At 71.7% G+C, this 23,280-nt stretch carries 23 protein-coding genes and 1 pseudogene; 9 read left to right on the top strand and 15 right to left on the bottom strand.

From position 1 onward, the window contains the following. Window positions 1-36: 36 nt before the first annotated feature. The 3 genes from ACRWK8_RS25915 to ACRWK8_RS25905 all read right to left on the bottom strand — a co-directional run bounded on the left by ACRWK8_RS25915 (window position 37) and on the right by ACRWK8_RS25905 (window position 3,249). A complete protein-coding gene (locus ACRWK8_RS25915) occupies window positions 37-1,176 on the bottom strand; it encodes a quinone-dependent dihydroorotate dehydrogenase (RefSeq protein ID WP_431873139.1) in 1,140 nt (379 codons plus the stop codon). Continuing rightward, window positions 1,173-2,096 carry a proteasome assembly chaperone family protein gene (locus ACRWK8_RS25910; protein ID WP_378741220.1) on the bottom strand — a complete coding sequence of 308 codons (924 nt, stop codon included), beginning with the start codon at window positions 2,094-2,096 and terminating at the stop codon, window positions 1,173-1,175. Before ACRWK8_RS25910 ends, ACRWK8_RS25915 begins: the two co-directional genes overlap by 4 nt. Window positions 2,097-2,286: 190 nt before the next feature. Beyond that, entirely contained in the window at window positions 2,287-3,249 is a 963-nt protein-coding gene (locus ACRWK8_RS25905; protein ID WP_378741218.1) for a GlxA family transcriptional regulator, read from the bottom strand. 111 nt (window positions 3,250-3,360) lie between these two features. Here ACRWK8_RS25905 and ACRWK8_RS25900 point away from each other — a divergent pair, with 111 nt between their 5' ends. Further along, window positions 3,361-4,095, top strand: a complete 735-nt coding sequence (locus ACRWK8_RS25900; RefSeq protein WP_431873138.1) for a hypothetical protein — start codon at window positions 3,361-3,363, stop codon at window positions 4,093-4,095. Window positions 4,096-4,225: 130 nt separating this feature from the next. Here ACRWK8_RS25900 and ACRWK8_RS25895 read toward each other — a convergent pair whose 3' ends face one another. Beyond that, window positions 4,226-5,992 (bottom strand): ABC-ATPase domain-containing protein, encoded by a 1,767-nt coding sequence (locus tag ACRWK8_RS25895; protein ID WP_431873137.1) that lies wholly within the window; start codon window positions 5,990-5,992, stop codon window positions 4,226-4,228. A 546-nt stretch (window positions 5,993-6,538) separates the two neighbouring features. On the opposite strand from ACRWK8_RS25895, the gene ACRWK8_RS25890 reads away from it, so the two are divergent. Beyond that, complete coding sequence (locus ACRWK8_RS25890) at window positions 6,539-7,123, top strand: hypothetical protein (protein ID WP_431873136.1); 585 nt, start codon at window positions 6,539-6,541, stop codon at window positions 7,121-7,123. Between the two features lie 269 nt (window positions 7,124-7,392). Here ACRWK8_RS25890 and ACRWK8_RS25885 read toward each other — a convergent pair whose 3' ends face one another. From ACRWK8_RS25885 to ACRWK8_RS25875, 3 genes are all read right to left on the bottom strand, one after another. Continuing rightward, the gene (locus ACRWK8_RS25885) at window positions 7,393-7,815 is read right to left on the bottom strand and encodes a hypothetical protein (protein WP_431873135.1); all 423 of its coding nucleotides are present in this window, start codon (window positions 7,813-7,815) and stop codon (window positions 7,393-7,395) included. 10 nt (window positions 7,816-7,825) lie between these two features. Further along, the gene (locus ACRWK8_RS25880) at window positions 7,826-8,614 is read right to left on the bottom strand and encodes a PhzF family phenazine biosynthesis protein (protein WP_378741208.1); all 789 of its coding nucleotides are present in this window, start codon (window positions 8,612-8,614) and stop codon (window positions 7,826-7,828) included. Between the two features lie 85 nt (window positions 8,615-8,699). After that, complete coding sequence (locus ACRWK8_RS25875) at window positions 8,700-9,140, bottom strand: Lrp/AsnC family transcriptional regulator (RefSeq protein WP_378741206.1); 441 nt, start codon at window positions 9,138-9,140, stop codon at window positions 8,700-8,702. Between the two features lie 133 nt (window positions 9,141-9,273). Here ACRWK8_RS25875 and ACRWK8_RS25870 point away from each other — a divergent pair, with 133 nt between their 5' ends. Next, on the top strand, window positions 9,274-9,477 hold the full coding sequence (locus ACRWK8_RS25870; RefSeq protein WP_431873134.1) for a hypothetical protein: 204 nt from the start codon (window positions 9,274-9,276) through the stop codon (window positions 9,475-9,477). Window positions 9,478-9,727: 250 nt separating this feature from the next. On the opposite strand, the gene ACRWK8_RS25865 is transcribed toward ACRWK8_RS25870, so the two are convergent. The 4 genes from ACRWK8_RS25865 to ACRWK8_RS25850 form a co-directional block, all read right to left on the bottom strand. Further along, window positions 9,728-10,834, bottom strand: a complete 1,107-nt coding sequence (locus tag ACRWK8_RS25865) for a serine hydrolase domain-containing protein (RefSeq protein WP_431873133.1) — start codon at window positions 10,832-10,834, stop codon at window positions 9,728-9,730. A gap of 254 nt (window positions 10,835-11,088) precedes the next feature. Then, window positions 11,089-11,949 (bottom strand): hypothetical protein, encoded by an 861-nt coding sequence (locus tag ACRWK8_RS25860; RefSeq protein WP_431873132.1) that lies wholly within the window; start codon window positions 11,947-11,949, stop codon window positions 11,089-11,091. A gap of 702 nt (window positions 11,950-12,651) precedes the next feature. Further along, on the bottom strand, window positions 12,652-13,890 hold the full coding sequence (kynU, locus tag ACRWK8_RS25855) for a kynureninase (protein ID WP_431873131.1): 1,239 nt from the start codon (window positions 13,888-13,890) through the stop codon (window positions 12,652-12,654). Between the two features lie 34 nt (window positions 13,891-13,924). After that, window positions 13,925-14,827, bottom strand: a complete 903-nt coding sequence (locus ACRWK8_RS25850) for a tryptophan 2,3-dioxygenase (RefSeq protein WP_378741197.1) — start codon at window positions 14,825-14,827, stop codon at window positions 13,925-13,927. A 173-nt stretch (window positions 14,828-15,000) separates the two neighbouring features. Here ACRWK8_RS25850 and ACRWK8_RS25845 point away from each other — a divergent pair, with 173 nt between their 5' ends. Continuing rightward, window positions 15,001-15,468, top strand: a complete 468-nt coding sequence (locus ACRWK8_RS25845; RefSeq protein ID WP_431873130.1) for an Lrp/AsnC family transcriptional regulator — start codon at window positions 15,001-15,003, stop codon at window positions 15,466-15,468. 234 nt (window positions 15,469-15,702) lie between these two features. Next, window positions 15,703-15,999 (top strand): DUF4031 domain-containing protein, encoded by a 297-nt coding sequence (locus ACRWK8_RS25840; protein WP_378741193.1) that lies wholly within the window; start codon window positions 15,703-15,705, stop codon window positions 15,997-15,999. Here ACRWK8_RS25840 and ACRWK8_RS25835 read toward each other — a convergent pair. From ACRWK8_RS25835 to ACRWK8_RS25825, 3 genes are read right to left on the bottom strand one after another with little or no spacing between them, the layout of a single operon-like run. Further along, the gene (locus ACRWK8_RS25835) at window positions 15,920-16,648 is read right to left on the bottom strand and encodes an HD domain-containing protein (RefSeq protein WP_431873129.1); all 729 of its coding nucleotides are present in this window, start codon (window positions 16,646-16,648) and stop codon (window positions 15,920-15,922) included. The genes ACRWK8_RS25840 and ACRWK8_RS25835 overlap by 80 nt on opposite strands. A 37-nt stretch (window positions 16,649-16,685) precedes the next feature. Next, a complete protein-coding gene (locus ACRWK8_RS25830; protein WP_431873128.1) occupies window positions 16,686-17,348 on the bottom strand; it encodes a response regulator transcription factor in 663 nt (220 codons plus the stop codon). Window positions 17,349-17,382: 34 nt separating this feature from the next. Next, a complete protein-coding gene (locus tag ACRWK8_RS25825; protein ID WP_431873127.1) occupies window positions 17,383-18,933 on the bottom strand; it encodes a sensor histidine kinase in 1,551 nt (516 codons plus the stop codon). A 143-nt stretch (window positions 18,934-19,076) separates the two neighbouring features. On the opposite strand from ACRWK8_RS25825, the gene ACRWK8_RS25820 reads away from it, so the two are divergent. Beyond that, window positions 19,077-20,351: an MFS transporter gene (locus ACRWK8_RS25820; RefSeq protein ID WP_431873126.1), complete on the top strand. Its 1,275-nt coding sequence runs from the start codon at window positions 19,077-19,079 to the stop codon at window positions 20,349-20,351. A gap of 82 nt (window positions 20,352-20,433) precedes the next feature. Continuing rightward, window positions 20,434-20,913 carry a VOC family protein gene (locus ACRWK8_RS25815; protein WP_431873125.1) on the top strand — a complete coding sequence of 160 codons (480 nt, stop codon included), beginning with the start codon at window positions 20,434-20,436 and terminating at the stop codon, window positions 20,911-20,913. 89 nt (window positions 20,914-21,002) lie between these two features. Here the strand turns inward: ACRWK8_RS25815 and ACRWK8_RS25810 are convergent, their stop codons facing one another. Then, window positions 21,003-21,773 (bottom strand): DeoR/GlpR family DNA-binding transcription regulator, encoded by a 771-nt coding sequence (locus tag ACRWK8_RS25810; protein WP_352387749.1) that lies wholly within the window; start codon window positions 21,771-21,773, stop codon window positions 21,003-21,005. A gap of 234 nt (window positions 21,774-22,007) precedes the next feature. Between ACRWK8_RS25810 and ACRWK8_RS25805 the strand changes: the two genes are divergently transcribed. Next, window positions 22,008-22,724: a glycerophosphodiester phosphodiesterase gene (locus ACRWK8_RS25805; RefSeq protein WP_431873124.1), complete on the top strand. Its 717-nt coding sequence runs from the start codon at window positions 22,008-22,010 to the stop codon at window positions 22,722-22,724. Window positions 22,725-23,005: 281 nt separating this feature from the next. Beyond that, window positions 23,006-23,280: pseudogene (locus ACRWK8_RS25800) on the top strand (TetR/AcrR family transcriptional regulator); the annotation flags it as partial.

Genomic DNA, 23,280 nt, shown 5'->3' with positions numbered 1-23,280 from the left:
CCCCCCCCCCCCCCCCCCCCCCCCCCCCCACGCCGGTCAGCTGGCCTCCGTGGTGTCCCTGACCACCGAGAGCGCTGGGGCCGGGGCGTCGGCGCCCACGGCCTCCCGCACGGAGCGGTATCCGGCCTCGCGGACCAGACGGGCGAGGCCCCGGTGGATGCGGCGGGGCCACAGCGGCCCGCCGTAGATCAGCCCGGTGTACCCCTGGACCAGGGTGGCACCGGCGCGGATGCGGGCCCAGGCGTCCTCGGGGGTCTCGATGCCGCCGACCGCGACCAGGGTGACCCGGTCACCCACGCGGGAACGCAGACGGCGCAGAACCTCCAGGGAGCGCGCCTTGAGCGGGGCGCCCGACAGCCCACCGGCACCGGCCGCCTCGACGTCCGCGTCCGGGGTGTCGAGCCCCGAACGGGAGATCGTGGTGTTGGTGGCGATGATCCCGTCCAGGCCCTCGGCCAGCGCGAGGTCCGCGACGGCGTCGACGTCCTCGTCGGCCAGGTCCGGGGCGATCTTCACCAGGAGCGGGAGCTCGGGGCGGCCCGCCTCGGCCAGGGACGCGCGGACCGCGCCGACCAGGGGCAGCAGCTGTTCGACTCCCTGGAGGTTGCGCAGTCCCGGCGTGTTGGGCGAACTGACGTTGATGACCATGTAGTCGGCGTAGGGGGCCAGCCGCAGCGCGCTGAGCGCGTAGTCGGCGGGCGCCTCGGACTCCGGCGTGACCTTGGTCTTGCCGATGTTGATCCCGAGCACCGGACCACGGCGCTGGTGGTGCAGGCGCTCCGCGACCAGCGCGGACCCCTCGTTGTTGAAGCCCATGCGGTTGACGATGGCGCGGTCGGCCACCAGCCGGAACAGGCGCGGCTTGGGGTTGCCCGGCTGCGGGTGGGCGGTCACGGTACCCACCTCGACGTAGCCGAAGCCCAGAGCGGCGAGGCCGCGCGGGCTCTCGGCGTTCTTGTCGAAACCGGCGGCCATGCCCAGCGGACCGGGGAACTCGCGGCCGAAGGCGTGCACGGTCAGCTCGGGTTCGCGCGGGCCCAGGACCCTGCCCATGGTCTCGGCGACGCCGGGGACGGCCGTGACGCCGCGCAGGGCGGCGAAGCTCAGCTTGTGCACCGTCTCCGCGTCCATGTGGCGCAGGACCGAGCTGAAGAGGATCTGGTAGAACACGGTCATCCGTTTCCGTCTCCCTCGCGCTCGGCGAGGAAGCGTTCGAGTTCCGCGCCGAGCTCGTCGGCGGTGGGCAGCCCCGCGTCGTCGTCGGACAGCGGGACCGGCCCGCCGCCCTCCTCCGCGCGCGAGGACATGATGTCGTCGTACTGGCGTTCCAGGTTGGCGACCACGCGCTGGACCTCCTCGGAGGCCGCGACCTGCTCCGCGATCTCCACGTCCGTGGTGGCGGCGACCTCCTCCAGCTCCTCGCTCGGCAGGGCCAGCCCGGTGGCCCCGGCCACGTACTCCAGGGCGGCGATGGCCGCTCGCGGGTAGGTGGACTGGGCGAGGTAGCTGGGCACGTGGATGGCGTAGCCCACGAAGTCGTGGTCGTTCTCCCCGAAGCGGTACTCCATGAGCGCGGACACGCTGGCGGGCACCTCGACCCGGCCGATCCAGGGGGTGTGTCCCTCGATCAGCTCGGGGCGGGTGGAGTGCGGTGTGACCGTCACCGGTCGGGTGTGCGGCACCGCCATGGGAATGCCGTTGACGCTGAGGGAGAGCGAGACCGAGAAGCGTTCCACGAGGCCGGTCACGGCCGCGATGAAGGCCTCCCACTCACCATCCGGCTCCGGTCCGTGCAGGACCAGGAAGGGGTGGCCCTCGGCGTCGTGCATCCGGTAGAGGGCCAGTCTGGGCGGCGTGTAGTCGGTCCAGGTGTTCTCGACGAAGGTCATCTGCGGCCTGCGGCGGCGGTAGTCCACCAGACGGTCGACGTCGAAGGTCGCGACCTCCTCGGCGGTGAACCGCTCGAACAGAGACTCGGACAACTGGCTGCCAGCGTTTCCGGCGTCGACGAAGCCGTCCAGGCAGACGAGCATCACCAGCCCGGTGACGTCGTCGAAGCCGGGGTGGAGTTCGTACAGTTCTGCGGGGTCGCGCACCGGGTTCTCGTCTCCAAAACTGGTCGGGGTCACAGGGGCCGCGACACACCCGCGTTGCCTGCCGGAAGGTTCCGGTGGGCCCAGGCGGGGTCGCTGTGCCCTGCTTTTCCACAATACCGACCCGTGGCGGGTGGGTCCGGACCCCGTGGTCCCGGAGGTGACGACGCCCACACCTTCGGTCCGGGGGTGTTCAGGGGCGGCGGTGGAGGGCCCGGAACCGCGAGGGAGGGAGGGCGTAGAGGTCGACGAAGACCTGGCGGAGCGTCTCGGCGGAACGGAACCCGCAGCGGGCGGCCACCTCGGTGACGGACAGGGCGGTGGACTCCAGGAGGTCGGCGGCGGCCTCCGCCCTGGCGCGACGGACCAGGGAGGCGGGGGTACGGCCGGTGTGGGCCAGGCAGAGCCGGTGCAGGTGCCGTGCGCTCACCCCGGCCGTCCGGGCGAGCGCGCTGGCGGAGAGATCGCCGTCCAGGTGATCGCGTACGTGGGTGAGGACCCCGCGGACCAGCAGGTTCTCGGGGTCCAGGGTGGTGAGCACGCTCATCTGCGCCTGGTTCCCGGGCCGTTGGAAGTAGGTGACCAGGACCCTGGAGACCAGCCGCGCGAGCGAGGGTCCGTGGTCCTCGGCGACGAAGTCCAGGGTGAGGTCCAGCGCGCTGGTCACCCCCGCCGAGGTCGACACCGCGCCGTCGCGGACGAAGATCGGTTCCGGGTCCACTCGCACCCCCGGATGGAGTTCGGCCAGCTCACGCGCGAAGTGCCAGTGGGTGGTCGCGCGTCGCCCCTCCAGCAGCCCGGCCTCGGCCAGGACGCTCGACCCGGTGCACACCGAGGCCACGCGGCGGCTCTCCCGGGCGAGTCGGCGCACGTGGGCGACCAGGAGGTCGCTCCGCGCCGCGCGCCGGTGCCCCCATCCGCCCGAGACCACGAGCGTGTCGAACGGGCCCCGGAGGTCCTCCAGCGCCGCTTGGCCCTGGAGGGTCAGCCCGGAGGAGCAGCGAACCGGCCCGCCGCCCGGGGTCGCGAGGATCGTCTCGTACGGACGTCCGCCGGAGGCGAGGTCGTTGGCGGTGGCCAGCGTGGAGGTGACCGAGGAGATCTCCAGGAGCTCCGCGTCCTCGTAGGCGACGACCACGACCCTGCGTGCGTCCATGCGTGCCACCCCCGTGGTCCGAGCGGGTCCGTTCGGACGGGTTTCCCAGGATTTCGGACCGACCCCAGCGTACGCCTGGCCTCCGCACCCGTGCCCGCGAAGGCTGGGGACATGACTTCCACACCTGCCCCGCCCTCCGCCCAGGTCCCCTCCGAGCGGCCGGGGGCCCCGGCCCGTGGGACCGGCCGCGCCGGGGACACCGCCACGGGTCACCAGGGGTCCGAGGCCTCCCCCGACGACGCCGCCGTCCCCCGGGACGGCGCGCGGACCTCCGGGTCTCGGGCCACACGATCGAGGGAAGCCGCCACGACGGTCCTCCGACGCTGGTGGCCGGCGCTGACCGCCGCGTCGGCCGCGGCGCTCACCCTCGCCGGTGGCGGCGACGGCGGTGGGCTGGTGTTCCTCCTGTTCACCCTGCCGGTCATGTACCTGGCCGTCGCCGTGCTCGACCGCCCCGGCACCAGTTGGCTGATGGTGGCCCTGATGATCGCCCTCCACTTCCTTCTCGAGGCCGCGGGCCTCACGCCCTGGCCGTTCGTCCTCGGTCTGGGGCTCCTGCTGGTCGCCGCCGGACTGGTGCTCGGGCCCCTGCGGCGTCCGGGGGTGTTCGCGCTCCAGGTTCCGGCGCTCGCGCTGTTCGGCGGCGCCGGGCTCCTCACCCTGGTCGTCTCCCCCGAGGCGGCGGTCGCGGTGGTCGCGGTGGGACTGCTGACGCATGCCGCCTGGGACGCGGTGCACTGGTGGAGCGGGAAGGTGATCTCTCGGTCCCTCGCGGAGTGGTGCATGGTCTACGACACCGCCGTGGGCGCCACCGTTCTGGTGATCCTGCTGATCAGGGCGTTCTGACCCTTCCGAGCCGTCCGGACACCCACCGGGCCCCGGCCGTCCGAGCTCCGGGCGACCGGGGCCCGCACGACCGGGCCCCCGCACACGACCCGATCCGCCCGACGGGCGAACGTCCCGGGGCCGGCGCTCGTCAGCGCTGGCGGGCCACTCTCAGCGTCCTCAGCCGGTTGAGGACCGCGACGATCTCGTGCCTGCGCGGCAGGGCGTAGTCACCGCCGAAGTCGGCGCCGAGCAGGGTGACGCCCTCCTTGGCCAGCGCCTCCTCCAGGGAGTCCAGGGCCTCGGCCACGGTCCGGTGCCCGTCCAGGTGCCGTCCCCGGACCAGTGTGCGCAGGGCCAGACCGGCGCCGGTGATCTGTCCCGGGTCCACGAACTGTTCCACCGCGCGCACGTCGACGTCGCTCTCCCCGTAGACCAGCACGTCCATGTCCCGGCGCTTGATCCGGCTCCGCCCCTTGGCGGTGTCGTCGTCCACCGAGCCGGGGTCGACCACCCGGGCCCGGGGCAGGGCGAACTCCGCGTCGGAGCGGTCATGGGCCAGCGCGCGGGCCCGTTCGGTGACGTCGTGCGGGTGGTAGGCGTCCAGCATGATCACCTGGTCGGCGACGTCGAAGTAGTCGCCGCTGCCGCCCATGACCAGGACGGTGGAGACCCGGTGCTCGCGGTGCAGGGGGCGCACCAGGTCCACGAAGGGCACCAGGGGTTCCCGGTCGCCGTGGACCAGGGCCTGCATGCGTTCGTCGCGGATCATCAGGTTGGTGGCGGTGGAGTCCTCGTCCACCAGCAGGGTACGCGCCCCGGCCTCCACCGCCTCGCAGATGTTGGCCGCCTGCGAGGTGGAGCCGGAGGCGTTCTCGGTACGGAAGTCGCGGGTGTCGGCGCCGGTGGGCAGGTTGCGCACGAAGGGGCTGACGTCCACCCGCTCCACGCGGCGACCCTCCTCCGCCCTGATCTTCACCGCGTCCTCCCGGGTCACGACCAGCTCGCGACCGTCACCGGGAACGTGGTCGTGGACACCGCGCTCCAGGGCGTGCAGCAGGGTGGACTTGCCGTGGAAGCCACCGCCCACGATCAGGGTGATGCCCTCGGGCACCCCCATGCCGGTGACCGTGCCCGCGTGCGGGAGGTCCACACTCACGCGCAGGCTCTCCGGCGCGTCGAAGGGCACCACGCCCTCCCCCGCCATGGGTTCGTCGCTCACGCCGCTGCGCCGGGGCAGGATCGCCCCGTCCGCGACGAAGGCGACCAGGCCGCGGTCGGCCAGGCCCGCCCGGAGGGCGACGGCGTCCACCACGGTGTCGGCGAAGGCCTCCGCCTCCGCGTGGTCGATCTCGTCCCAGTCGAGGTCGTCGACCAGCGCCGGGAGGGTGCGGCACAGCTCCCGCTCGGCGGTGCGTCCGTCGATCCGGCGGCCGTGCCCGGGCAGGTCCACCCCGATCCGGAGGTCGAGGGCGCCGCCCTCGGTGATCTGGCACGAGGAACGGGCGATGACCTCCTGTCCCCCGGTGTCGATCTTCAGCAGCGATCCCCGCAGCAGTCGGCGGGCGCGCCGACCGAGGTAGTCGGCGGTGGCCCGGCGGCGCACCGGATCGGCGTGGGCGCTCGCGGGGATACCGGCGTCGGGCCGCAGGACGCGGATGCGCGAGGGCGGGGCGAAGGGGTCGGCCTGGACCCGCTGCACCGTCAGGGTGAAGTCCCCGAAGTCCCAGTCACCCTTGAGGGACTTGTACCGGCCGTAGGAGGCGCCCTGCATCCGGAGGAGTTCCTCGGACAGCCGCGCCTCGTCGCGGACCCCTCGGATGGGTTCGGGTTCGGGCCTGCGCCCCGCACCGCCCCGGCCACCGCCGCCTCCGCCGTACCGGCGTCCCTGGCCGCCGTTCCCGCGCCGCTCCGTCATCGTCTCCCCCGGTGTCGCTACGAACTGGTGCCCCCGCCAGATTAGGACTTCTGTGCGAATCCCGCTCCGCCCCTGTGGACAACCGCGAAGGCGACCGCCACGCCTCGACCCCCCACCACCCGCGCACCCGCCTGCTCCCGCCCCACTACCGCGTGGGTCGGCCCGATCCACGCCCGGCCGCCCCACGAGGTTCCCCCGGAGGTGCGGCACCCGGTGGACACCGCCCGCGGGGCCGACCACGCGTCGTCCACCGCGCGATGGACGACTTCGGTCACCGGGACGTCCTCCTGCGGGTCCTCCACGAGCGGGGGAACGGCTCCGCCGGGCCCTGGAGTCCCTGCTCCGCGACCCCCGCCTGCGCGCCCGCGCGGAGGAACTCCGGGTCTTCTCGGCGGAGTCGACGGCGCCGGGAACGCCGTCGACCACATCCACGCGCTCACACCGAACCGCATGACTCCCGAAGGGGGTCCGGTGTGTGGCCGGGCCCCGGAAAAGGGCTGGAGGTTCTGGGGACCGGCGGGTTGGATGGTCCCGGAGGTGAGGCCCGTGCGCCCTGCTGTGGGAGACCCCCTGAGAGCCTGCCCGGAGTGCCCCGGGCCCGAGTACGGCGGGGCTCCGGACTGTGCGCGGTGCCGGGCCCTGGTGGACGCGATCCTCACGGAGGAGTGGGAGGCGTTCCTCCTCCGTGAGGGGCTGGAGGACGGGCCCGAGGTGGCCGCGCTGGTCGTCCAGGAGCCGGACCGGCACGACTGGCGGGTGGTGGACGCCGCGCTGGAGCGACTGGTGTGCCCGGAGTGCGGACACGCGTCGGGCCGGGGACCGGTGGGGTGCGGGCCGTGCGCACTCGCGCACGGGTTCCGCTACGCGGCGGTCGAGACGGACCGGCCGGGGGCCGTGCCGGGGAACGAACACGCGGTCCGGGTGAACGTCTCGGTGGTGCGCCGCCCGCAGGGCGTCTCCGCGCGCGAGGTCCTGGTCCGGCGGCTCCTGCTGCCCCGGTTGCTCTCCGGTGACCTGCCGACGACGGCCCGGGCACAGGCCGCGAAGGACCGGATCAACGGGATGGGGCTCGCGGAGATCGAGGCGCTCTTCCCCCGGATGCTGGAGTCGCCCGGCGCCGACCTTCCCTGAGACTCCCAGGCCTCTGGGGTCGAGCCGGGTACGGGGTTCTCGGCCCGACCACCAGAGGGGCGTCGGCCGGGCAGGAGGGGGACCGGCGCCGACCGACGGGGAGGACGCGGCCCGTCCGGAATCAAGGGGTGCTCCGGTCGGGCCGCGGTCCCGACACCTCCACGGAGGGGGGTGGGGGGTGTCGTGGAACTATTCTTACCGGACCAGGGGTGGCCGCACGGGGAAAACCGGGAATTCGACGGGATCGGCTTCCCAGTCGGTGGTGTGTATCAGGCGATAGCCGCACGGAACGCCCGGTCGTGCGGGTCCACGGGGTCCTCCGCCAGATCTCCGACGAAGACCGCCACGAGCTGGCCTCCCCTCTCCGCGACCTCTCCGAGCACCCGCCGCCACTCGACCAGGTTGGGGTGCCGGAGCTCGGTGCACGCCTCGGCCGGGGCCAGGGCGTCGACGGCCGACGCGAGCTGTGCGGGCGTGAGTTCGTGGGTGACGGTACCCGAGGTGTGCCCGCACTCGACAGCCAGGACGATGGCGGGCAGGGGGCTCGTCCCGACGTTGGTCAGCCCGAAGACCGTCCGGCCGTCCCGGTGCACGCCGACCCCGTAGGCCGCCGGGCGGCTCCAGCCGGTGTGGCCCGCTTCGAGCCTCTCGCGCGCCGCGTTGATCTCTTCCCTGGTGGCCCACTGCTCCATGGGGTCTCCTCTACAGGTTCAGGTCGCCGGTGGCGACGGTGACGGCGTCGCCTCCGATGTGCACGCGGTCCCCTTCCAGGCGCAGGTGCAGGTCACCGCCGCGCTTGGAGGCCTGGCGGGCCAGGAACTCGGTACGGCCGAGCCGCTCGGCCCAGAACGGGGCGATGACGGTGTGGGCGGATCCGGTGACCGGGTCCTCCGCGACACCCATGGACGGGGCGAAGCACCGGGAGACCATGTCGTGTCCGCCGTCGCCGGGAGCGGTGGCGATCACCATGCGGGCGGGCAGTGCCCGGATGGCGGTGGGGTCGGGGTCGAGCGCGCGGACGGTGGCGGCGTCGGCCAGTTCGACGAGGAGGTCGTTGTTGCCGCCGATCCCGGTCCACAGGGGTTCGGCGCCCAGGGCCCCGGCCAGCCCCTCGGGGGCCTCGGCGGCGGTGGCGGGGCGGGCGGGGAAGTCCATCCAGAGCCTGCCGTCCCGCTCCCGGACAGTGAGGACACCGCTGCGGGTGCTGAAGCGGATCGGGCCCTCCACGCCGAGTTCGGTGAGGGCGTGCGCGGTGGCGAGGGTGGCGTGTCCGCACAGGTCGATCTCGGTGACCGGGGTGAACCAGCGCAGTTCGAAGTCGGCTCCGGGGTCGTCGATCCGGCGCGCGAAGGCGGTCTCGGAGAGGTTGAACTCGGCGGCGATCCCCTGTGCCCAGACGTCGGGGTAGGTGTCGTCCAGCACGAGGACTGCGGCGGGGTTGCCCGCGAGGGGCCGGTCAGTGAAGGCGTCGATCACGCGGTACTCGGGCATGGGTCCATTCTTCCCAGTGGCCCTGGTCGAACAAGGTCCGGTCGCGGGTGAAATGGACCCCATTCACCACCGTTGGCGGTTCCCCCTACTGGAGGTGGGGCTCGTCCAGGATGAACATGGTCTGGGTGCTCTTCACCTCGGGCAGGCGCTGGAGCCGCTCCAGGACGAAGGTGCGCAGGGCGGCGGCGTCGGCCACCCTGACCAAAAGCAGGAGGTCGACGTCACCGGAGACCAGCGCGGCGTGGTCCACCTCGGGGATGTCACGCAGGTAGCCCCGGAACCTCTCCCAGGAGTGCTGTTCGATCCGCACGGAGACGTAGGCCGACAGTGCGGTGCCGTACTTCTCGGGGTCGATGACGGCGGTGAATCCCCTGATCACGCCTTCGTCGCGCAGGCGTTCGAGACGGGAGTAGGCGTTGGCCCGGGAGATGTGCGCGTTCTCGGCGACGGCACGGATCGACATGCGGCCGTCGTCGCACAGGAGCGCGATGATCCGGCGGTCGGTGTCGTCCAGCTGCACGGCCATGTGTCTTACCCCATACCGTCCGCGACGTGGACTCGTTGGATGTTGTGCGATGCCGGGCGCCCTACCGAGCAGTTCGTCCAGCATCACCCCGAAGGCATCGACAATATGGGGTGATTCGCCTCATATTCAAGACATGAAGCGCACCGATGATCGGTCTCGTCCGACTCCTCCCCCCTCGTGGGAGCCGGTGTACACGGCGGCCCCGCACCGCCGACCCCACGAACACCCCTCGTTCGGCGTTGCCGACCTCGCGGCGCCCACCGAACGCCACCGGGCCGGTCTCCGCTTCGACCAGCGGGCCGCGGCCCGCACCGGCCCCCGGGGCTGGACCCCGTAGGAACCACCGTGCCGGAGCGACCCACGGAAGGGCTCCGCACCCGCGGGCGGCGACGGCGCCGCCGGAACGACGCGGGTACGGGTGCCGTGTCGGCGGGTCACGGGCGCGTGTGAGGGCACACGGCACCAGGCCGTCGTGCCCACGGGACGGGCGGGTCCTTCGCTCAAAGGCGACCGGAGGCCCCGCCCCCACCCCGCCTCCGGGTGACCGGGGGCGCCCACGTCGCGCCGGGGGAAGGGGCCTCGACCGATCAGGCCCGAGCGGAGTGCACGGGCACCACGGAGAGGTCGTCGCTCAGGGCGGCCGCGATCGCGGCCGCCCTGGAGTGGTCGTCGAGCCGCCGTGTGAGGTAGGCGCAGGAGTGGCCGTGGCGCAGGGACCGCCACACGGCCGACCCTCCGATCCCGCCCTTGGCGATCTTGGCGTCGTCCCGCAGGAACCCCAGGGTCCAGGTGAGCTCGGTGCCGAAGACCTCGTCGTACCCGGTGGCCTGGGGAGCGAGGTACTCCTCGTGCGCCTCACGCCCGAGGAGCGCGCGCAGCGGACCGTCCTCGTCCGTGATCCCGTCCAGGAACCGGGCCAGCCCGGTGGCGCTCGCGTGCAGGCTGACCGCGCCGAACACGGACCCGCGCCAGGCCTCGGAGTTGACCAGGGCCGGGTCGAGGGGGCCGTCCGGGACGGCGAGCCAGTCCGCGGCGGGCTGGGCCCGGGGCCAGTCCGGACGCGCGTACTCGACGTCCGCGACGCGGGCGAGCGCGTGTTCGGGCACCCCGAACCACGCGTCCAGCCCCAGCGCGGGTCCCACCACCTCGCGGAAGACCGCGCCCAGGGTGGTTCCGGCCGCCGCGCGCAGGACGCCGTCGATCAGGTGCCCGTACGTGAGGGCGTGTTCTCCCATCCCGGCGCCGGGGGCGTACTCGGGCTCCGCGTTCGCGAGGCTGTCCAGGAGCCCGGCGTCGTCGAGGGGGTCCAACGCCTCGGCGGCGCGGGGGAAGCGGGGCAGTCCCGCCCGGTGGGTGAGCACGTGGCGCAGGGTGGTGCGTTCCTTGCCCCTGACCCCGTATCCCTTCCGGTGGCGCGCGACGGGTGTGTCCAGGTCGAGCACTCCCCCGCCGGTCGCGGCCAGGGCTGCCAGCGCGGCGAAGGGCTTGGAGACCGAGTAGGTCTGGACGAGGGTGTCGTCACTCCAGGGGCGGCCGCGCGCGGTGTCGGACCAACCACCGTTCAGCCGGACCACCTCGCGGCCCTCCCGCCACACCGAGAGCCCCGCTCCGGTCTCCCGGCCGTCGTCCACCAGCCCCTGGAAGACCTCGTGCACCCGTTCGTAGCCGTCCTCCGCGTACCCGTCGACACGCATGGCGCTCCCTCCGTTCATGGGCGGCCGTGGGTCGGCCGACTCACCAGAACATACCCCCTAGGGGTATGTTCGACAACGAGGTGCGCACAGCACAGGGGCCGCGATCGTCGATCGCGGCCCCTGGCCTACCCACTCTCCGAGGGCCAGCGCCCTACGGGAGTCTCATTTGTTTCCCCCCGCCAGAAGGAACACCTGGCTGTGGACTCCCGTGGTCACGGATGACCGGGGTGGGTCCGGGGGTGGTCGTGTCGGAGCTAGCGTCCGAGCAGCTTGTCGAACAGCGTGGCGATGCCGTGACGGCCGTCGCTCTGCGCCATCAGGCCCTTGCCGCCCTCGTCCTCGGCACCGGCGTGGGCACCGGACGGACGACGGGTCCAGGCGAAGAACATCGCGATGAGGATCGCGGGGATGATCGCCAGGGTGAGCAGACCGGCGGCGGAGGGGGTGCCCTCAGCGCCCGTCAGCCCGAAGCCGGACAGGTCGTTGGCCGCGGTCTCGGCGGTGACGCCGGGGTCCTGGTCCTCCTGCTCGGCAGCGGCGGGAGCCTCGTCCTGCTGCTCCTCCTCGGAGGTCTCGTCGGAGGCGTCCTTGGACTCCTCCTTCTTCTCCTCCTTCTTCTCCTCGTCCTTCTTCTCCTCCTTCTCCGCCTTCTCCTCGGGGAGGTACTTGGCGGGGATGTCGGAGACGGCGTTCTCACACTTGTTGCCGGACTGGTTGAACGGGTGAGGAGCGCCCTCGGTCCCGTTGCCGTCGCCCCACTTGGTGATGAAGTACTCGACCTCGGCGTGGCCGTTGCCACCGCTGACGACGAGCGAGTTCTCGTCGAAGCTCTCGCCCATCATGTCGGCGAAGGTCTTGCCGTCGATGTCCAGAAGGACGTCGCAGTTCTCAGAGGGGACACCGGGACCGCGGTCGCCGATGAAGAACTCGTACTCCTCGCCCTCGTGGACGATGAATCCCTCGGTGCCCAGCGGCCAGCTGGGGCTGGAGAACAGCCCCTTCTGCATGGGTTCACCACCGGCGGGCATCCCGGTGTCTCCGTTGATGCCGGAACCGTCGTCCCAGAAATAGGTCGCGGTGACTTCGCCGTACTGAATGGGAGTGTCGTTGCTCATGAAGTAATAGCCAGGTTGACGACAGAAGCCGAGAAGACCGGGCCATGACGCGTCGGGGCACACGAACCGAAAGGTTCCGCGTTCCGGACTGGTGTCATGCCATGGCGCGCCCCGCGTCGCTGGCGGCGAGTGGCGGGGTGGGAACGGGGGGCCGGATCGGCTCCGCCGGACAGCTGCGCGTGGATTCGCGCTGCTCGTTCCCGAGAGAGATGAAGAGGTCTCGATTTCCCTTCCGGCTCGCAGGCCGGTCAAGGGCTCGGCACCGGATCGCTAAAGGTCCATAACGAACCGGTCACGAAGGACACTAACCCAGGCTTTGGCAAAGTGCCGAAGGATTCCGGGTAAAATGACAGGGCGTGTCTCGAAGAACACGGAACGGCGTCACTCTCGGAGAACCCGCAGGTCACGGGATTGCCTTCACCGCAGGGGATTCCGGTCTCACCGGGGCCGAAGAGCGGCCCCAGGAGTGGCCGTCGTCATAAACCAGAAAGTACCGGTACGGGGTGGACCAGACCCTCCCAAAGGGCTACGGACACGTCGAAAGGTCACGGAAGACCTGTTCTTCGGGGAGCGGGTGCGGCATCGCCACCCTGGCAAAGACGGGGCCATCCCGGTACTGGGGAGGGTCACCGGAAAGCGCCCGAGGCCCCGTGGGCACAAAGAACTCCCCGGTGGGTTGCCCACCGGGGAGTGCGACTCGGGTCAGGTGACCTGTGACCTCCGGTTGAACCGTTCGGCCCGCCACTCGCCGGACTCCACGACCTCCACCAGCGCGGTCGCGGCGTCGTACACGTCCACGTAGCGCAGGTAGAGCGGCGTGAATCCGAAGCGCATGACGTCCGGGGCCCGGAAGTCCCCGATCACACCGCGCTCGATCATCGCCTGCACGATCGGGTACCCGGCGCCCTCCTCCGGCTGGACGAGGGAGACCTGGCTGCCGCGCCGGTCGTGCTCCGCCGGGGTGATCGAGGACAGCCCCACGGAGGCGGCCCTGGCCAGGAACAGGTCGGTCATGGCCAGGCTCTTGGCCCGGACCTGGGAGAGGTCGGCCATGGCCCACACGTCCAGCCCCGCTTCCAGGGCCGCGTCGGCCACCAGGGGCTGCGAGCCGCTGAGGAAGCGTGAGACGCCCGTGGCCGGTTCGTAGTCGGGGGCGAAGTCGAAGGGCCTGGCGTGCCCGTGCCATCCGCTGAGCGGCTGCTCCGAGACCGCGTGGTGACGGCGGGCGGCGTACAGGAACGCGGGCGCTCCGGGGCCCGCGTTGAGGTACTTGTAGGTGCACCCCACCGCGAAGTCCACGTCGTTCCCGGAGAGGTCGATGGGCACCGCGCCCACGCTGTGGCACAGGTCCCAGATCACCAGGGCGCCGTGCTCGTGCGCCAGGCGGGTGATCCCGGCCATGTCCCGCAGCACTCCGCTGCGGTAGTCGACGTGGCTCAGCAGCAGGACGGCCACGTCACGCCTGGCCAGGGCCTCGGCCAGCTCTGGGCCGTCGGGGTCCACGCGGCGCTGCTCGGCGTCGGCGAGACCCACCGCGCCCTCGGTGACGTACAGGTCGGTCGGGAAGTTGCCCGCCTCTCCCAGAACCACCGTGCGGTCGGACAGGCGCAGGGCCGTGACCAGGGTCTTGAAGAGGTTGGCGGAGGCGCCGTCACCGACGATCACCTCGTCGGCACCGGCCCCGACCAGCGGGGCGACCTTGGCTCCGAGGGTGCGGGGCTTGTCCCACCAGCCCGCGTCGTTCCAGCTGCGGATGAGGTTCTGGCCCCACTCGCGCTCGATCATGTCGGCGACCCGGGCGGGGGTGGAGCGGGGCAGGGCGCCCAGCGAGTTGCCGTCGAGGTAGATCACCCCTTCGGGGAGGACGAACTCCTCGCGGAGGGGGGCGAGGGGGTCCGCCGCGTCCAGGGCGGCGCAGTCCTCACGGGAGATGGGCGTCATCGGGTCCTGCTTCCTCGTGCTGTGGTGTCCTGGTCTAGATGGTGCTGCGCAGGGACCACAGTTCCGGGAAGACGTCCTTCTCGGCGTTGCGGGCCAGCCAGTTGAGACCGTTGGACCCGCCGCTGCCCGGTTTGCCGCCCATCGTGCGCTTGACCGCGACCAGGTGGAGCTGACGCCATCGTGTCACCCGCTCCGCGACGTCCACCAGGGACTCGGCCAACAGGTACAGGTCGTTCCCGGGGCGGTCGTCGGCGTAGACCTCGATCCAGGCGTGCTCGACCTCGGCGGAGGGCTCGTAGTCCTCGCTCCAGTCCCGCTCGGCTCGGGAGTCCGGGACGGGCAGTCCCCGACGGTGCAGCAGGCGCAGCGCGGCGTCGTACAGGCTGGGGCGTTCGATCAACGCGGTGAGGTCGTCGACGACCCCGCTCATCGCCTTGTGCGGACGGATCATGGCGGCGGACTTGTGGCCGAGGACGAACTCCAGCTTCCGGTAGCTGTAGGACTGGAAGCCGGAGGCCTCACCGAAGGCGTCCCGGAACCGGTTGAACTGGGTGGGCGTCATGTCCCCGAACAGGCCCCAGGTGCTGTTGAGCACGTCCTGGGCGTTGCAGGCGCTGCGCAGCCAGGCCACGGCGCCGGGAACGTCGTCCACCTCCAGCGCGTCCCGGGCGGCCTCCCAGCGTTCCTGGACGAGCGTGAACAGGAGTTCCATCACCTGGGTGCCGATGATGAAGGCGGACTCGGCTGGCTCCTTGGTGCGCGGGTTCTGGAGGCCGAGCAGGGTGTCGACACCGAGGTAGTCGGCGTAGGGGGTGTTCCTGTCGAAGCTCAGGGTGGGCCGGCCCTCGTTGCTCTCCGCCTTCGCGGCGCGGGCCTCGGCCGCGCCGACGTCGGTCGGGGCGTAGGGGCACTGCTGGGCGGACGTGGTGGAGAGCATCGGGTGTACCCCTCGTGTACTGCGCGACTTCAGCGGTCTCACGAACCTGCGTGTACGTGAACTCACATACTCGGACAATTGACCCTGATAAGGAATGGACGTCGACCACGCAAGTCGGGCACTGACCTAGCATTCGTAACAGGAACCTGACATCGGCTTTGGGAACGTGAAGTATGGCCTCACGACTGGAAACCCCGCTGGACAGCGTTGACCAGCGCATCCTCGACGAGCTCCAACGGGACGGCCGCCTGTCCTTCAACGAGCTGTCCCGGCGGGTGAACCTCTCCGCGCCCGCCGTGGCCGACCGGGTCCGTCGGCTGACCGACCGAGGGGTCATCACGGGCTACCACGCCCATGTGGACCCGGCCGCCGCCGGTCTTCCGGTCACGGCCCTCGTACGGATGGAGTGCTTCGGGGCCCACTGCCTGCTGCGCGAGCAGTCCTCCCTGGAGCTCCCGGAGATCCTCCAGGTGCACCGGGTCACCGGCGACGCCTGCTGCGTGCTGCTCATCGCGGTGCGCTCGATGGAGCACTTCGAGGAGGTCATCGACCAGCTCGCGGAGCACGGCCGCCCCTCCAGCACCATGATCCTGTCCAGCCCGGTTCCCTGGCGCGCCGTCACCGCCCCCCGGACCCGCTGACGGCGGTCCCCGTGATCGAGGGGCTCACGACACCGCGCCCTTCGGGCCGGGCGGTCAGGGCGGTCCGTCCCCCATCGCGGGGCTCACGTGAACGGAACGGAAGGGTGACGGGGCCGTGCGCACCGTTCGTTCGTCGACCCCCGTGGTACCCGCGCCAGGTCGACCGCGGGCCGGTGGCGGGGGCGGGGGCGCGAGCTGGCGGGATCAGCCGGGCCGCGCGTCTAGGGTTGACCGGTGAGCGTACTGATCGACAGCCCTGTCTGGCCGGGTCCCCGTGGGTGGCGCTTCGCCCACCTGGTGAGCGACAGCTCCTTCGAGGAGCTCCACTCTTTCGCGCGTGAGCTGGGCGTCCCCTCCCGGGCCTTCGAGCGGGACCACTACGACGTCCCCGAACACCTGCACGCGCGTGCCCTGGATCTGGGGGCCGAGCTCGTCACCGGTCGGGACCTGGTCACCCGTCTGCGGGCGGCGGGGCTGCGCCGCCCCAAGGGCGGCGGCTCGGAACAGGCTCCTCCGCGAGCTCGCGGCTGAGCCGGTCCACCTCAGCGAGCATGTTGGACCGCGCGCGGGGCTCCCAGTGCGCCCGGCCGAACTCCGTGTGGAACAGGTGCGGGCTCTCCAGCAGCGAACGCAGGACCCGCAGCCGTCCGGCCCGGAACACCCGGTCGGGGTAGCGCCAGTACTCGGCGCGCACCGCCGAGGTGTAGGCCAGGTACTTCTCCGGGGCTCCCGCCAGGGTCGACAGGTCGGCGTCGGAGAGCACCGCGCCGTTGGCGTCCCCCGGCTCGGGCCGGTGGTCCCTGGTGACGCCCACCAGCCGCACCACCTCGGATATCAGTACCGGGTCCTTTCCCAGGAGCGCGAGCAGACGGTGCGCCAGAGCCTCGCTCTGGTCCTCGTCGTGCCCCGGGTTGCCCTCGTGGACGGCGTCGTGGAACCAGACCGCGTACCGCACGGCGTCGACGTCGCGGGCCTCGTCCTGGAGCACGTCCACGGCCCGCAGGGTGCTCCACAGGTGGGAGAGGGTGTGGTACCGCCGGTGGTCCTCGCTCCAACGACCGAGGAGCTCGTCCCCGACGGCGCGGGAATCGCAGTCCTCACCGGCGAGCTGACGCCAGGAGGCGGCGAGGAGGACGGCGTCCTCCTGTCGCAGGGGGTGGAAACGGTCCTCGGAGCTCATGTGATCAGTCTTCCCGTCCGGGCCCGGCCCCAAAAGGTCAGCGCGCGGAGTCCTCGACCAGTCCGGCCTCGTGGGCGAGGACGGCCGCCTGGACCCGGTTCCTCAGGCCCAGACGGCTGAGGATGGCGCTGACGTAGCTCTTGACCGTGCCCTCCACGAGGAAGAGGCGTGCCGCGATGTCCGCGTTGGACAACCCGGCGCCGACCAGGGCGAGCACGTCCCTCTCGCGGTCGGTGAGTGCGGCCAGGCGCGCCGCCGCGGCGGCCTCCTTCGCCGCTCTGCCACCGCCGAACCGATCGATCACCTGGCGGGCCACCCTGGGCGACAGGTAGGCGCCGCCGTCCGCGACCGCGTGCACCCCGGCGATGAGCTCACGGGGGTCCCCCGCCTTGAGCAGGAACCCGCTGGCACCGTCCCAGAGCGCCTGGGAGATGTAGGCGTCCTCCCCGAAGGTCGTGAGGATGACGACCCGGGTGCCAGGAGCCACCCGCAGGATCTCCGCGCAGGCCGCGAGCCCGTCCATCCGGGGCATGCGGATGTCCAGGAGCACCACGTCGGGACGGTGGGAGAGCACCAGCTCCACCGCCTGGCGGCCGTCCGCGGCCTCCGCGACGACCTCGATGCCCGGATCGCTCTGGACGATCGCCCGCACACCCGCGCGGATCATCGCCTCGTCGTCGGCGAGCAGCACTCTGATCACCGTGTCACCCGTCCCGGTCGCGGCGTCCCACAGGTCATCTCGTCAGCCTCTCCTTGGTCACCAGCACCCCGTCCTCGAAGCACAGCTGGTAGAAGTCCACGTCGTCGTCGAACATCCCCGCGGAGTCGCGGTACTGCTCACAGGCGGGGTCGGCGGAAGCGAACTCAGCCAGGCGGGACTCCGTGATCCGCAGCGGCTGGTCGGGGAGGGGAAGGTCCTCGCGGTGCGCGCCCACGGCGAGCGCCGCGAACTGCTCCGGTGGCAGGGTGCTGTCCGCGAGGATCTCCGCGAGGACGTAGTAGACCGTGGCGACCACGAGGACGACCACGACGACCGGTGCGGCCACCAGGGCCAGGGTCCACGGCTGGACCCGTCTCCGAGCCGCCCTGTGGAGCTGCTCGATCTCCTCGCCCTCCCTCACCTCGGCACCGTCGAGGGGGAGGGTGGCGCACACCCGCCACCCGTCCTCGTGGGGTCCCGCGGTCAGCGCCCCACGCGCCAACCGCACCCGCTCCCCCAGCCCGGTGAGGCCGTGGCCGCCACCGGAACCCGGCTCCCGGCCCGGCCGCTCCGGTGCCCGGTTGGTGACCCCTACCTCCACCCGGGTGTCGTCGGCGGTCAGCCGCACCTCCACGGGGGCGCCCGGCGCGTGCTTGGTGGCGTTGGTCAGGGACTCCTGCACCACACGGTGGACGGCACGGTCCACCATCGGCGGGAGCGCGTCGAGGGGGCCCTCGCTGACCAGGACGACGTCCACCCCCGAGTCGCGGGCCCGTTCGACCAGGGCCGGGACGCCCTCACCGGTCGGGGCGGTGGGGGCGGGTTCGGTGCCGGTGTCGGGGCGCAGGACCCCGATGACCTCGCGCAGACCGGCGGTGGCCGCCACGGCACCGGCGCGCAGCCGGGCGATCTCCTCGCGGTGGTGCTCGGCCAGGTCAGGGGCGACCTCCAGGGCACCGGCGCGCAGCGCGATCAGGCTGAGGTCGTGGCCCAGCGAGTCGTGCATGTCCTGGGCGATCCGGGCGCGTTCGCGCAGGCGGGCCCGGTCGGCGGTGAGCCGCTGTTCGAGCTCCAGCTGGCGGGCGTGCTCCCAGCCCGCCCGGCCCAGTTCCCGGTGCTGGCGACGGTAGACGCCCACCAGCCAGGGCAGCGCGGTGCAGAACAGGAGGGTGGATCCGGCGGTGACCCAGAGTCCGGGGGTCTCGTCCAGGTGGCGGAGCACGAGCACCGCCATCGCCAGGCAGAGGCCCGCGAAGAGCGCCACCGCGGGACCGACCCGTCTCGACCGGCGTCCGGCCAGGTAGGCCACGCACACCAGGAGGACCATGAAGGCCTGGGACCACGTGCACACGAACACGGCCACACACGGGGCCAGGAGGGGGAAGGTGCGGCTGAGCACGATCACGGCCCCCGCCAGGGCCACCAGCGCGGGAACGGGCAGGGCGGGTGCGTACCCGGCGACGGTGAAGGCGTGCGCCTCGGACAGCAGGACCAGGAACACCCCGAGCCACAGCAGGAGGTCGCGCACGACGGAGCCCCGGGTGGGCCATCCGGGTGCCGGGAACCGGCGCGGTACGAAGTCCATGCTGGTGAACCTACACAGCGGCACCGGCCTCGGGACACCAACGAAAGTCAGGGTTCGTCCGTCTCCTGGGGAGGTCCACCTATCATGGGATGGTTTGTGGCCGAGGGCGACGGCGCGGCACACACGAGACAGAACGAGGCTGAATGTCACCCCTGGAGACCCTGCGACGGATGCACCGGATCGCCGGCTGGCCGCTGCTCCTCGCCACCTTCCTGGCCCGGCTCCCCGTGTCCATGACGCTGATCGGGCTCCTCACGCTGGTCACCAGCACCACGGGCAGCGTCGGAGCCGCCGGACTGGTCTCCGGGGCGTTCGCGCTCGGGGAGGCGATCGGCGGGCCGATCATCGCGCGCTTCGCGGACCGTCACGGTCAGCGCGTCCCCGTCCTGGTCATGGCGATCATCGACGCGGCCCTCATCGGAGCCCTGGTAGCCGCCGTCACGACGGACGCCCCGCTGACCGTCCTGGTCGCGCTGGCGGCCGTCGGTGGTCTGTGCATGCCCCAGGTGGGACCGATGGCCCGCACCCGCTGGGTGGTGCTGATCCGCAGGGGCCCCGACCGCGGCCTGGAGCGCGAGCGCTCGGTCTCCGCCGTGATGTCGGTGGAGGGCGTCCTGGACGAGGCCTCGTTCGTCCTGGGTCCGGCGCTGGTCGGGGTCCTCACCCTCACCCTGTCCCCCTCCGCGAGTGTGCTCGGCGCGGCCGTCCTGATCGGCGTGTTCGGCACCGCCTTCGCGCTGCACCCCACGGCCCCGCCCGGGTCGGCCCCGGTGCGCGGCGCCGAGGGGAGCATCACCCGGCCCGCGCTGCTCCTGCTCGCCGTGCCGATGTTCTGCCAGGGACTGTTCTTCGGCGGCATGTCGACGGGTGTGACGGCGTTCGCGGACAACGCCGGGCACGGTGACCTGTCCGGGCTGATGTACGCGGTGATGGGCTCCAGCAGCGCCCTCGCGGGGCTGATGATGGCCTCGCTGCCGGTGGGCTTCACACTGACCGCGCGGACCCGCGTGGCGGCGGGCGGCCTGGCGCTGCTCACCCTGCCGTTGTACCTGGAGCACGGGCCGGCGACCCTCGCGGTCACCATCCTCGTCCTGGGCGTCGCGATCGGCCCGCACCTGGTGAGCCTGTTCGGACTGATCGAGCGGGCCGCCCCGCCCAGCCGCCTCTCGCAGTCGATGTCGATCATCCTGAGCAGCCTGATCCTGGGCCAGGCCCTGGGCTCGATGATCTCCGGTTCCCTCGCTGACTCCTACGGGCACCAGGGTGCGTTCGCGCTGGCCACGGCGGGCGGCGTGATCTCGCTGGCGGTGACCACGCTGGTGCTGCGCGCCCGGTGGTACGAGCGGCCCGCCTCCCCCGACAGCGCTGGAACCGAGCCACCGGTGACCAAGGACACGGGACTGAATTCCCGGGCCTGACCTGGGAGAACGTCGCACTCCTCGCTGAGGGCGTCAATCCCCCGTCACGACGGGGGGCGGTGTCCCCGAGGTGTGCGTAGGCTTGTCGACCGTGCTCGATCTGTTCAGGGCGCTGGCCCCCCGCGCCGGTCTCCACCGCGAGGCCACACCGCCTCCTCCGATCGCCGGGATCTCCCGCGTGGTCCTGTCCGTGCGCGACCTCGACGTCAGCGTGCGCTTCTACCGCACCGTCCTGGGCCTGCGTCCGGAGTACCCCGAGCAGGCCGAGGGGCCGCCCCTGACGGTCCTCCCCCTCCCCGGCGGGCCGGACGTCGCCCTCGTCCAGCAACGGGACAACTTCAAGGGGCGCTTCGACAGCCGGCACTGCGGTCTGGGCCGCCTCACGCTGGCCGCCGCCAACCTCGGCGTCCTGGAGGCCTGGGAGGACCGCTTCACCCGGATGGACGTGGAGCACACCCCGGTCGTGCACACCGAGGAGGGCTCGACCCTCGTCTTCCAGGACCCCGACGGCACCGAGCTCGCCCTGTTCGTGCCCGCCGAGCCCGACACCGGCGAGGACTAGGTCGTGCTCTGTGGATCACTCCGCGCTCGCGACCGCCGACACGTCCCAGCCGGCCCCGGCCCGGGAAGGACCCGGGGCCGGGCTCGTCGTCACTCGCTGGGGACGGTCTTGAGCCTGATGTCGCGCTCGCCGAGCTCGTCCACCGCGGAACGCGGCAGGCGGTCGTCGGTGACGATCAGGTCGAACTCCTCCAGGCGGGCCACCCGGAAGGTGCCGAACTTCCCGTACTTGGTGCTGTCCACCACCAGGACGCTCTTGGAGGCGATGCGCAGCAGCTCCTGCTTGGCGATCACCTTGGCCTCGGAGGGCGTGGTGGAGCCGCGCTCGGCGTCCCAGGAGCTGCTCGCGATGAAGGCGAGGTCCACGTTGACCTGCCGCAGGAAGTCGGCGGTGAACTGGCCGACGGAGGAGTGGTCGGAGTGCGAGACCACTCCCCCGGTGTGGATCAGTTCGATCCCCGGGTACTCCATGAGGTGGCCGACGACGTTGAAGTCGCTGGTGATGACGGTCAGCCCGACCTTGTCCGTGAGGAGCGGCACCATCTGGAGGGTGGTCGTGCCCGCGTCCAGGTAGATGGTGAAGTTCTCGCGCACGAGCTCGGCGGCGGCGCGCGCGATCGCCCGCTTGGCGGGCACCTCCAGCTGGGCCTTGGCCAGGTAGGAGGGTTCGCTCTTGAGCCGGGCCGCCAACCGCACGCCTCCGGTGACCGACAGGACCTTGCCGTCGTTCTCCAGGGCCTGGATGTCGCGACGCACGGTCATGTGGGACACGGACAGCATCGACGTGAGCTCGTTGATACTCAGCACGTGGCGCTCCTGGAGGAGCTTCAGGATGTGCTCTCGCCGCTGGTCCGGGATCATCGTTCGCCTCACACTCGGGGGCCTGGCCTGCGGGTGCCGTTCGGATACGACACCCCTTATCGAAGTTTCCCAGGTAGCCGTACCCAGGACGTGCCCCCACGACGTGAGACCGCTCGCAATCGGGTCGCGACCGCTCGGGAACGCGGCCCGCCGCCCGGCCGTCCAGGGACGCCTTGGTGGGCGTTTTTCCTGTTTGCACCACGTAACCCCGGGGTCTTTGCCACTCTTGACTCCATGACGTTGTCCATCGCACTACGCGGAGACACCGCACGATTCCCCGGGAACACGCTCCCGGCACTGCGCTCGGCTCTGCGCGCCGGAGCCGACCTGGTCAAGATCGACGTCCACCTGACCTCGGACGGGTATCCCGTCCTGGTGGACGAACGTGTCGTGGCCCTCCCGGGTTCCCCGCCGCACCAGGTCGCGGACCTGACCCTGGCCGAACTCGCCGCCGCCAGGGACGACGTGGAGCGGCGGATACCCACCCTCATGGAGGTCATCGCCGAGTTCGGCGGCGGGGACACCGCTCCGCTGCTGGTCGACGCGGCCTCTCCGCAGGCGGCGCTGGCCGCCGACACCGTCCTGCGCGAACACGGGTTCGGTGACCTGGCGTTGTTCACCGGGCCGCTGGAGACGCTCCAGGCGTTGCGGGCCCGCAGCCCCGGAGCCCGGATCATGCTCGCCTGGGAACAGCCCGGCCCGCCGCCGGAGGAGGTGGCCCGCACGCTCCGCCCCACCTTCCTGGGATCGCACTTCTCGCTGGTGGACCGGGAACGGGTGGCCGACCTCCACCGGCACGGTTTCGGGGTGGTGGCCTGGACCGTGAACGAGTTCCCGGAGATGGCCCGTCTCATGGGAATGGGCGTGGACGCGCTCGCCACGGATCGCGTCGACGACCTCGTTTCCCTGACTTCGGGACGCGCCCAGGAAACGGCGACGGGGCCGCCGTGAACGACCGTGCGCGCGGCACGGAATGGAACGGCGACACTTCCCGTTCCGTCCCGGGAAAGCACCGGTACATCCGGTGCGCCGTTCACGTGTTCCACGGCACCACCTGGAGGAACGGACGACGAATCCCCCACACGGTGCCGGCGGGAACATCAACACCACGCGCACCCTGAATGACAGTTTCTCCGGTCAATTCAGCCTTTCCGCACTATGTGTCGACCGTTCGCGGATATCGTTGTCTCCCCCTACGTCCGCGGTGCACACCGACCGATGAGAAACGACGAATGACGGCCGATCACCCCCCGAACGCACTTCGCACGACGGCACCCGTCCTGGACTGCGCGGCCCGGCTGTTCGCCGAGCACGGTTCGCGCGGGATCGCCATGTCCGACCTGACCCGGATCATCGCCACCGAGACACGCACCGACGCGGCGTGCCTCAGACGTGCCTTCCCCACCCGGTTCGACCTCTCCTACGCGGTGGTCTTACGCGCCACCCGCGAGCGGGTCGGCGGCCAGCTGGCCGCCAAAGCGCCCGGGAACTCCCCCACCGAACGCAC

This window comes from Nocardiopsis eucommiae (assembly GCF_965344335.1).
Taxonomy (GTDB): domain Bacteria; phylum Actinomycetota; class Actinomycetes; order Streptosporangiales; family Streptosporangiaceae; genus Nocardiopsis; species Nocardiopsis eucommiae.
The sequence above is the reverse complement of the archived record's forward strand: the minus strand, read 5'-3'. Positions and strand labels throughout refer to the sequence as shown.

Coding starts and splice junctions, on each gene's coding strand:
- ACRWK8_RS25895 (WP_431873137.1), bottom strand. CDS start 5,992: ATGACGGAGCGGCGCGGGAACGGCGGCCAGGGACGCCGGTACGGCGGA.
- ACRWK8_RS25880 (WP_378741208.1), bottom strand. CDS start 8,614: ATGCCCGAGTACCGCGTGATCGACGCCTTCACTGACCGGCCCCTCGCG.
- kynU (WP_431873131.1), bottom strand. CDS start 13,890: ATGACGCCCATCTCCCGTGAGGACTGCGCCGCCCTGGACGCGGCGGAC.
- ACRWK8_RS25805 (WP_431873124.1), top strand. CDS start 22,008: ATGACGTTGTCCATCGCACTACGCGGAGACACCGCACGATTCCCCGGG.
- ACRWK8_RS25885 (WP_431873135.1), bottom strand. CDS start 7,815: ATGGAGCAGTGGGCCACCAGGGAAGAGATCAACGCGGCGCGCGAGAGG.
- ACRWK8_RS25870 (WP_431873134.1), top strand. CDS start 9,274: ATGAAGCGCACCGATGATCGGTCTCGTCCGACTCCTCCCCCCTCGTGG.
- ACRWK8_RS25865 (WP_431873133.1), bottom strand. CDS start 10,834: ATGCGTGTCGACGGGTACGCGGAGGACGGCTACGAACGGGTGCACGAG.
- ACRWK8_RS25845 (WP_431873130.1), top strand. CDS start 15,001: ATGGCCTCACGACTGGAAACCCCGCTGGACAGCGTTGACCAGCGCATC.
- ACRWK8_RS25900 (WP_431873138.1), top strand. CDS start 3,361: ATGACTTCCACACCTGCCCCGCCCTCCGCCCAGGTCCCCTCCGAGCGG.
- ACRWK8_RS25810 (WP_352387749.1), bottom strand. CDS start 21,773: ATGATCCCGGACCAGCGGCGAGAGCACATCCTGAAGCTCCTCCAGGAG.
- ACRWK8_RS25860 (WP_431873132.1), bottom strand. CDS start 11,949: ATGAGCAACGACACTCCCATTCAGTACGGCGAAGTCACCGCGACCTAT.
- ACRWK8_RS25850 (WP_378741197.1), bottom strand. CDS start 14,827: ATGCTCTCCACCACGTCCGCCCAGCAGTGCCCCTACGCCCCGACCGAC.
- ACRWK8_RS25820 (WP_431873126.1), top strand. CDS start 19,077: ATGTCACCCCTGGAGACCCTGCGACGGATGCACCGGATCGCCGGCTGG.
- ACRWK8_RS25825 (WP_431873127.1), bottom strand. CDS start 18,933: ATGGACTTCGTACCGCGCCGGTTCCCGGCACCCGGATGGCCCACCCGG.
- ACRWK8_RS25905 (WP_378741218.1), bottom strand. CDS start 3,249: ATGGACGCACGCAGGGTCGTGGTCGTCGCCTACGAGGACGCGGAGCTC.
- ACRWK8_RS25835 (WP_431873129.1), bottom strand. CDS start 16,648: ATGAGCTCCGAGGACCGTTTCCACCCCCTGCGACAGGAGGACGCCGTC.
- ACRWK8_RS25875 (WP_378741206.1), bottom strand. CDS start 9,140: ATGGCCGTGCAGCTGGACGACACCGACCGCCGGATCATCGCGCTCCTG.
- ACRWK8_RS25915 (WP_431873139.1), bottom strand. CDS start 1,176: ATGACCGTGTTCTACCAGATCCTCTTCAGCTCGGTCCTGCGCCACATG.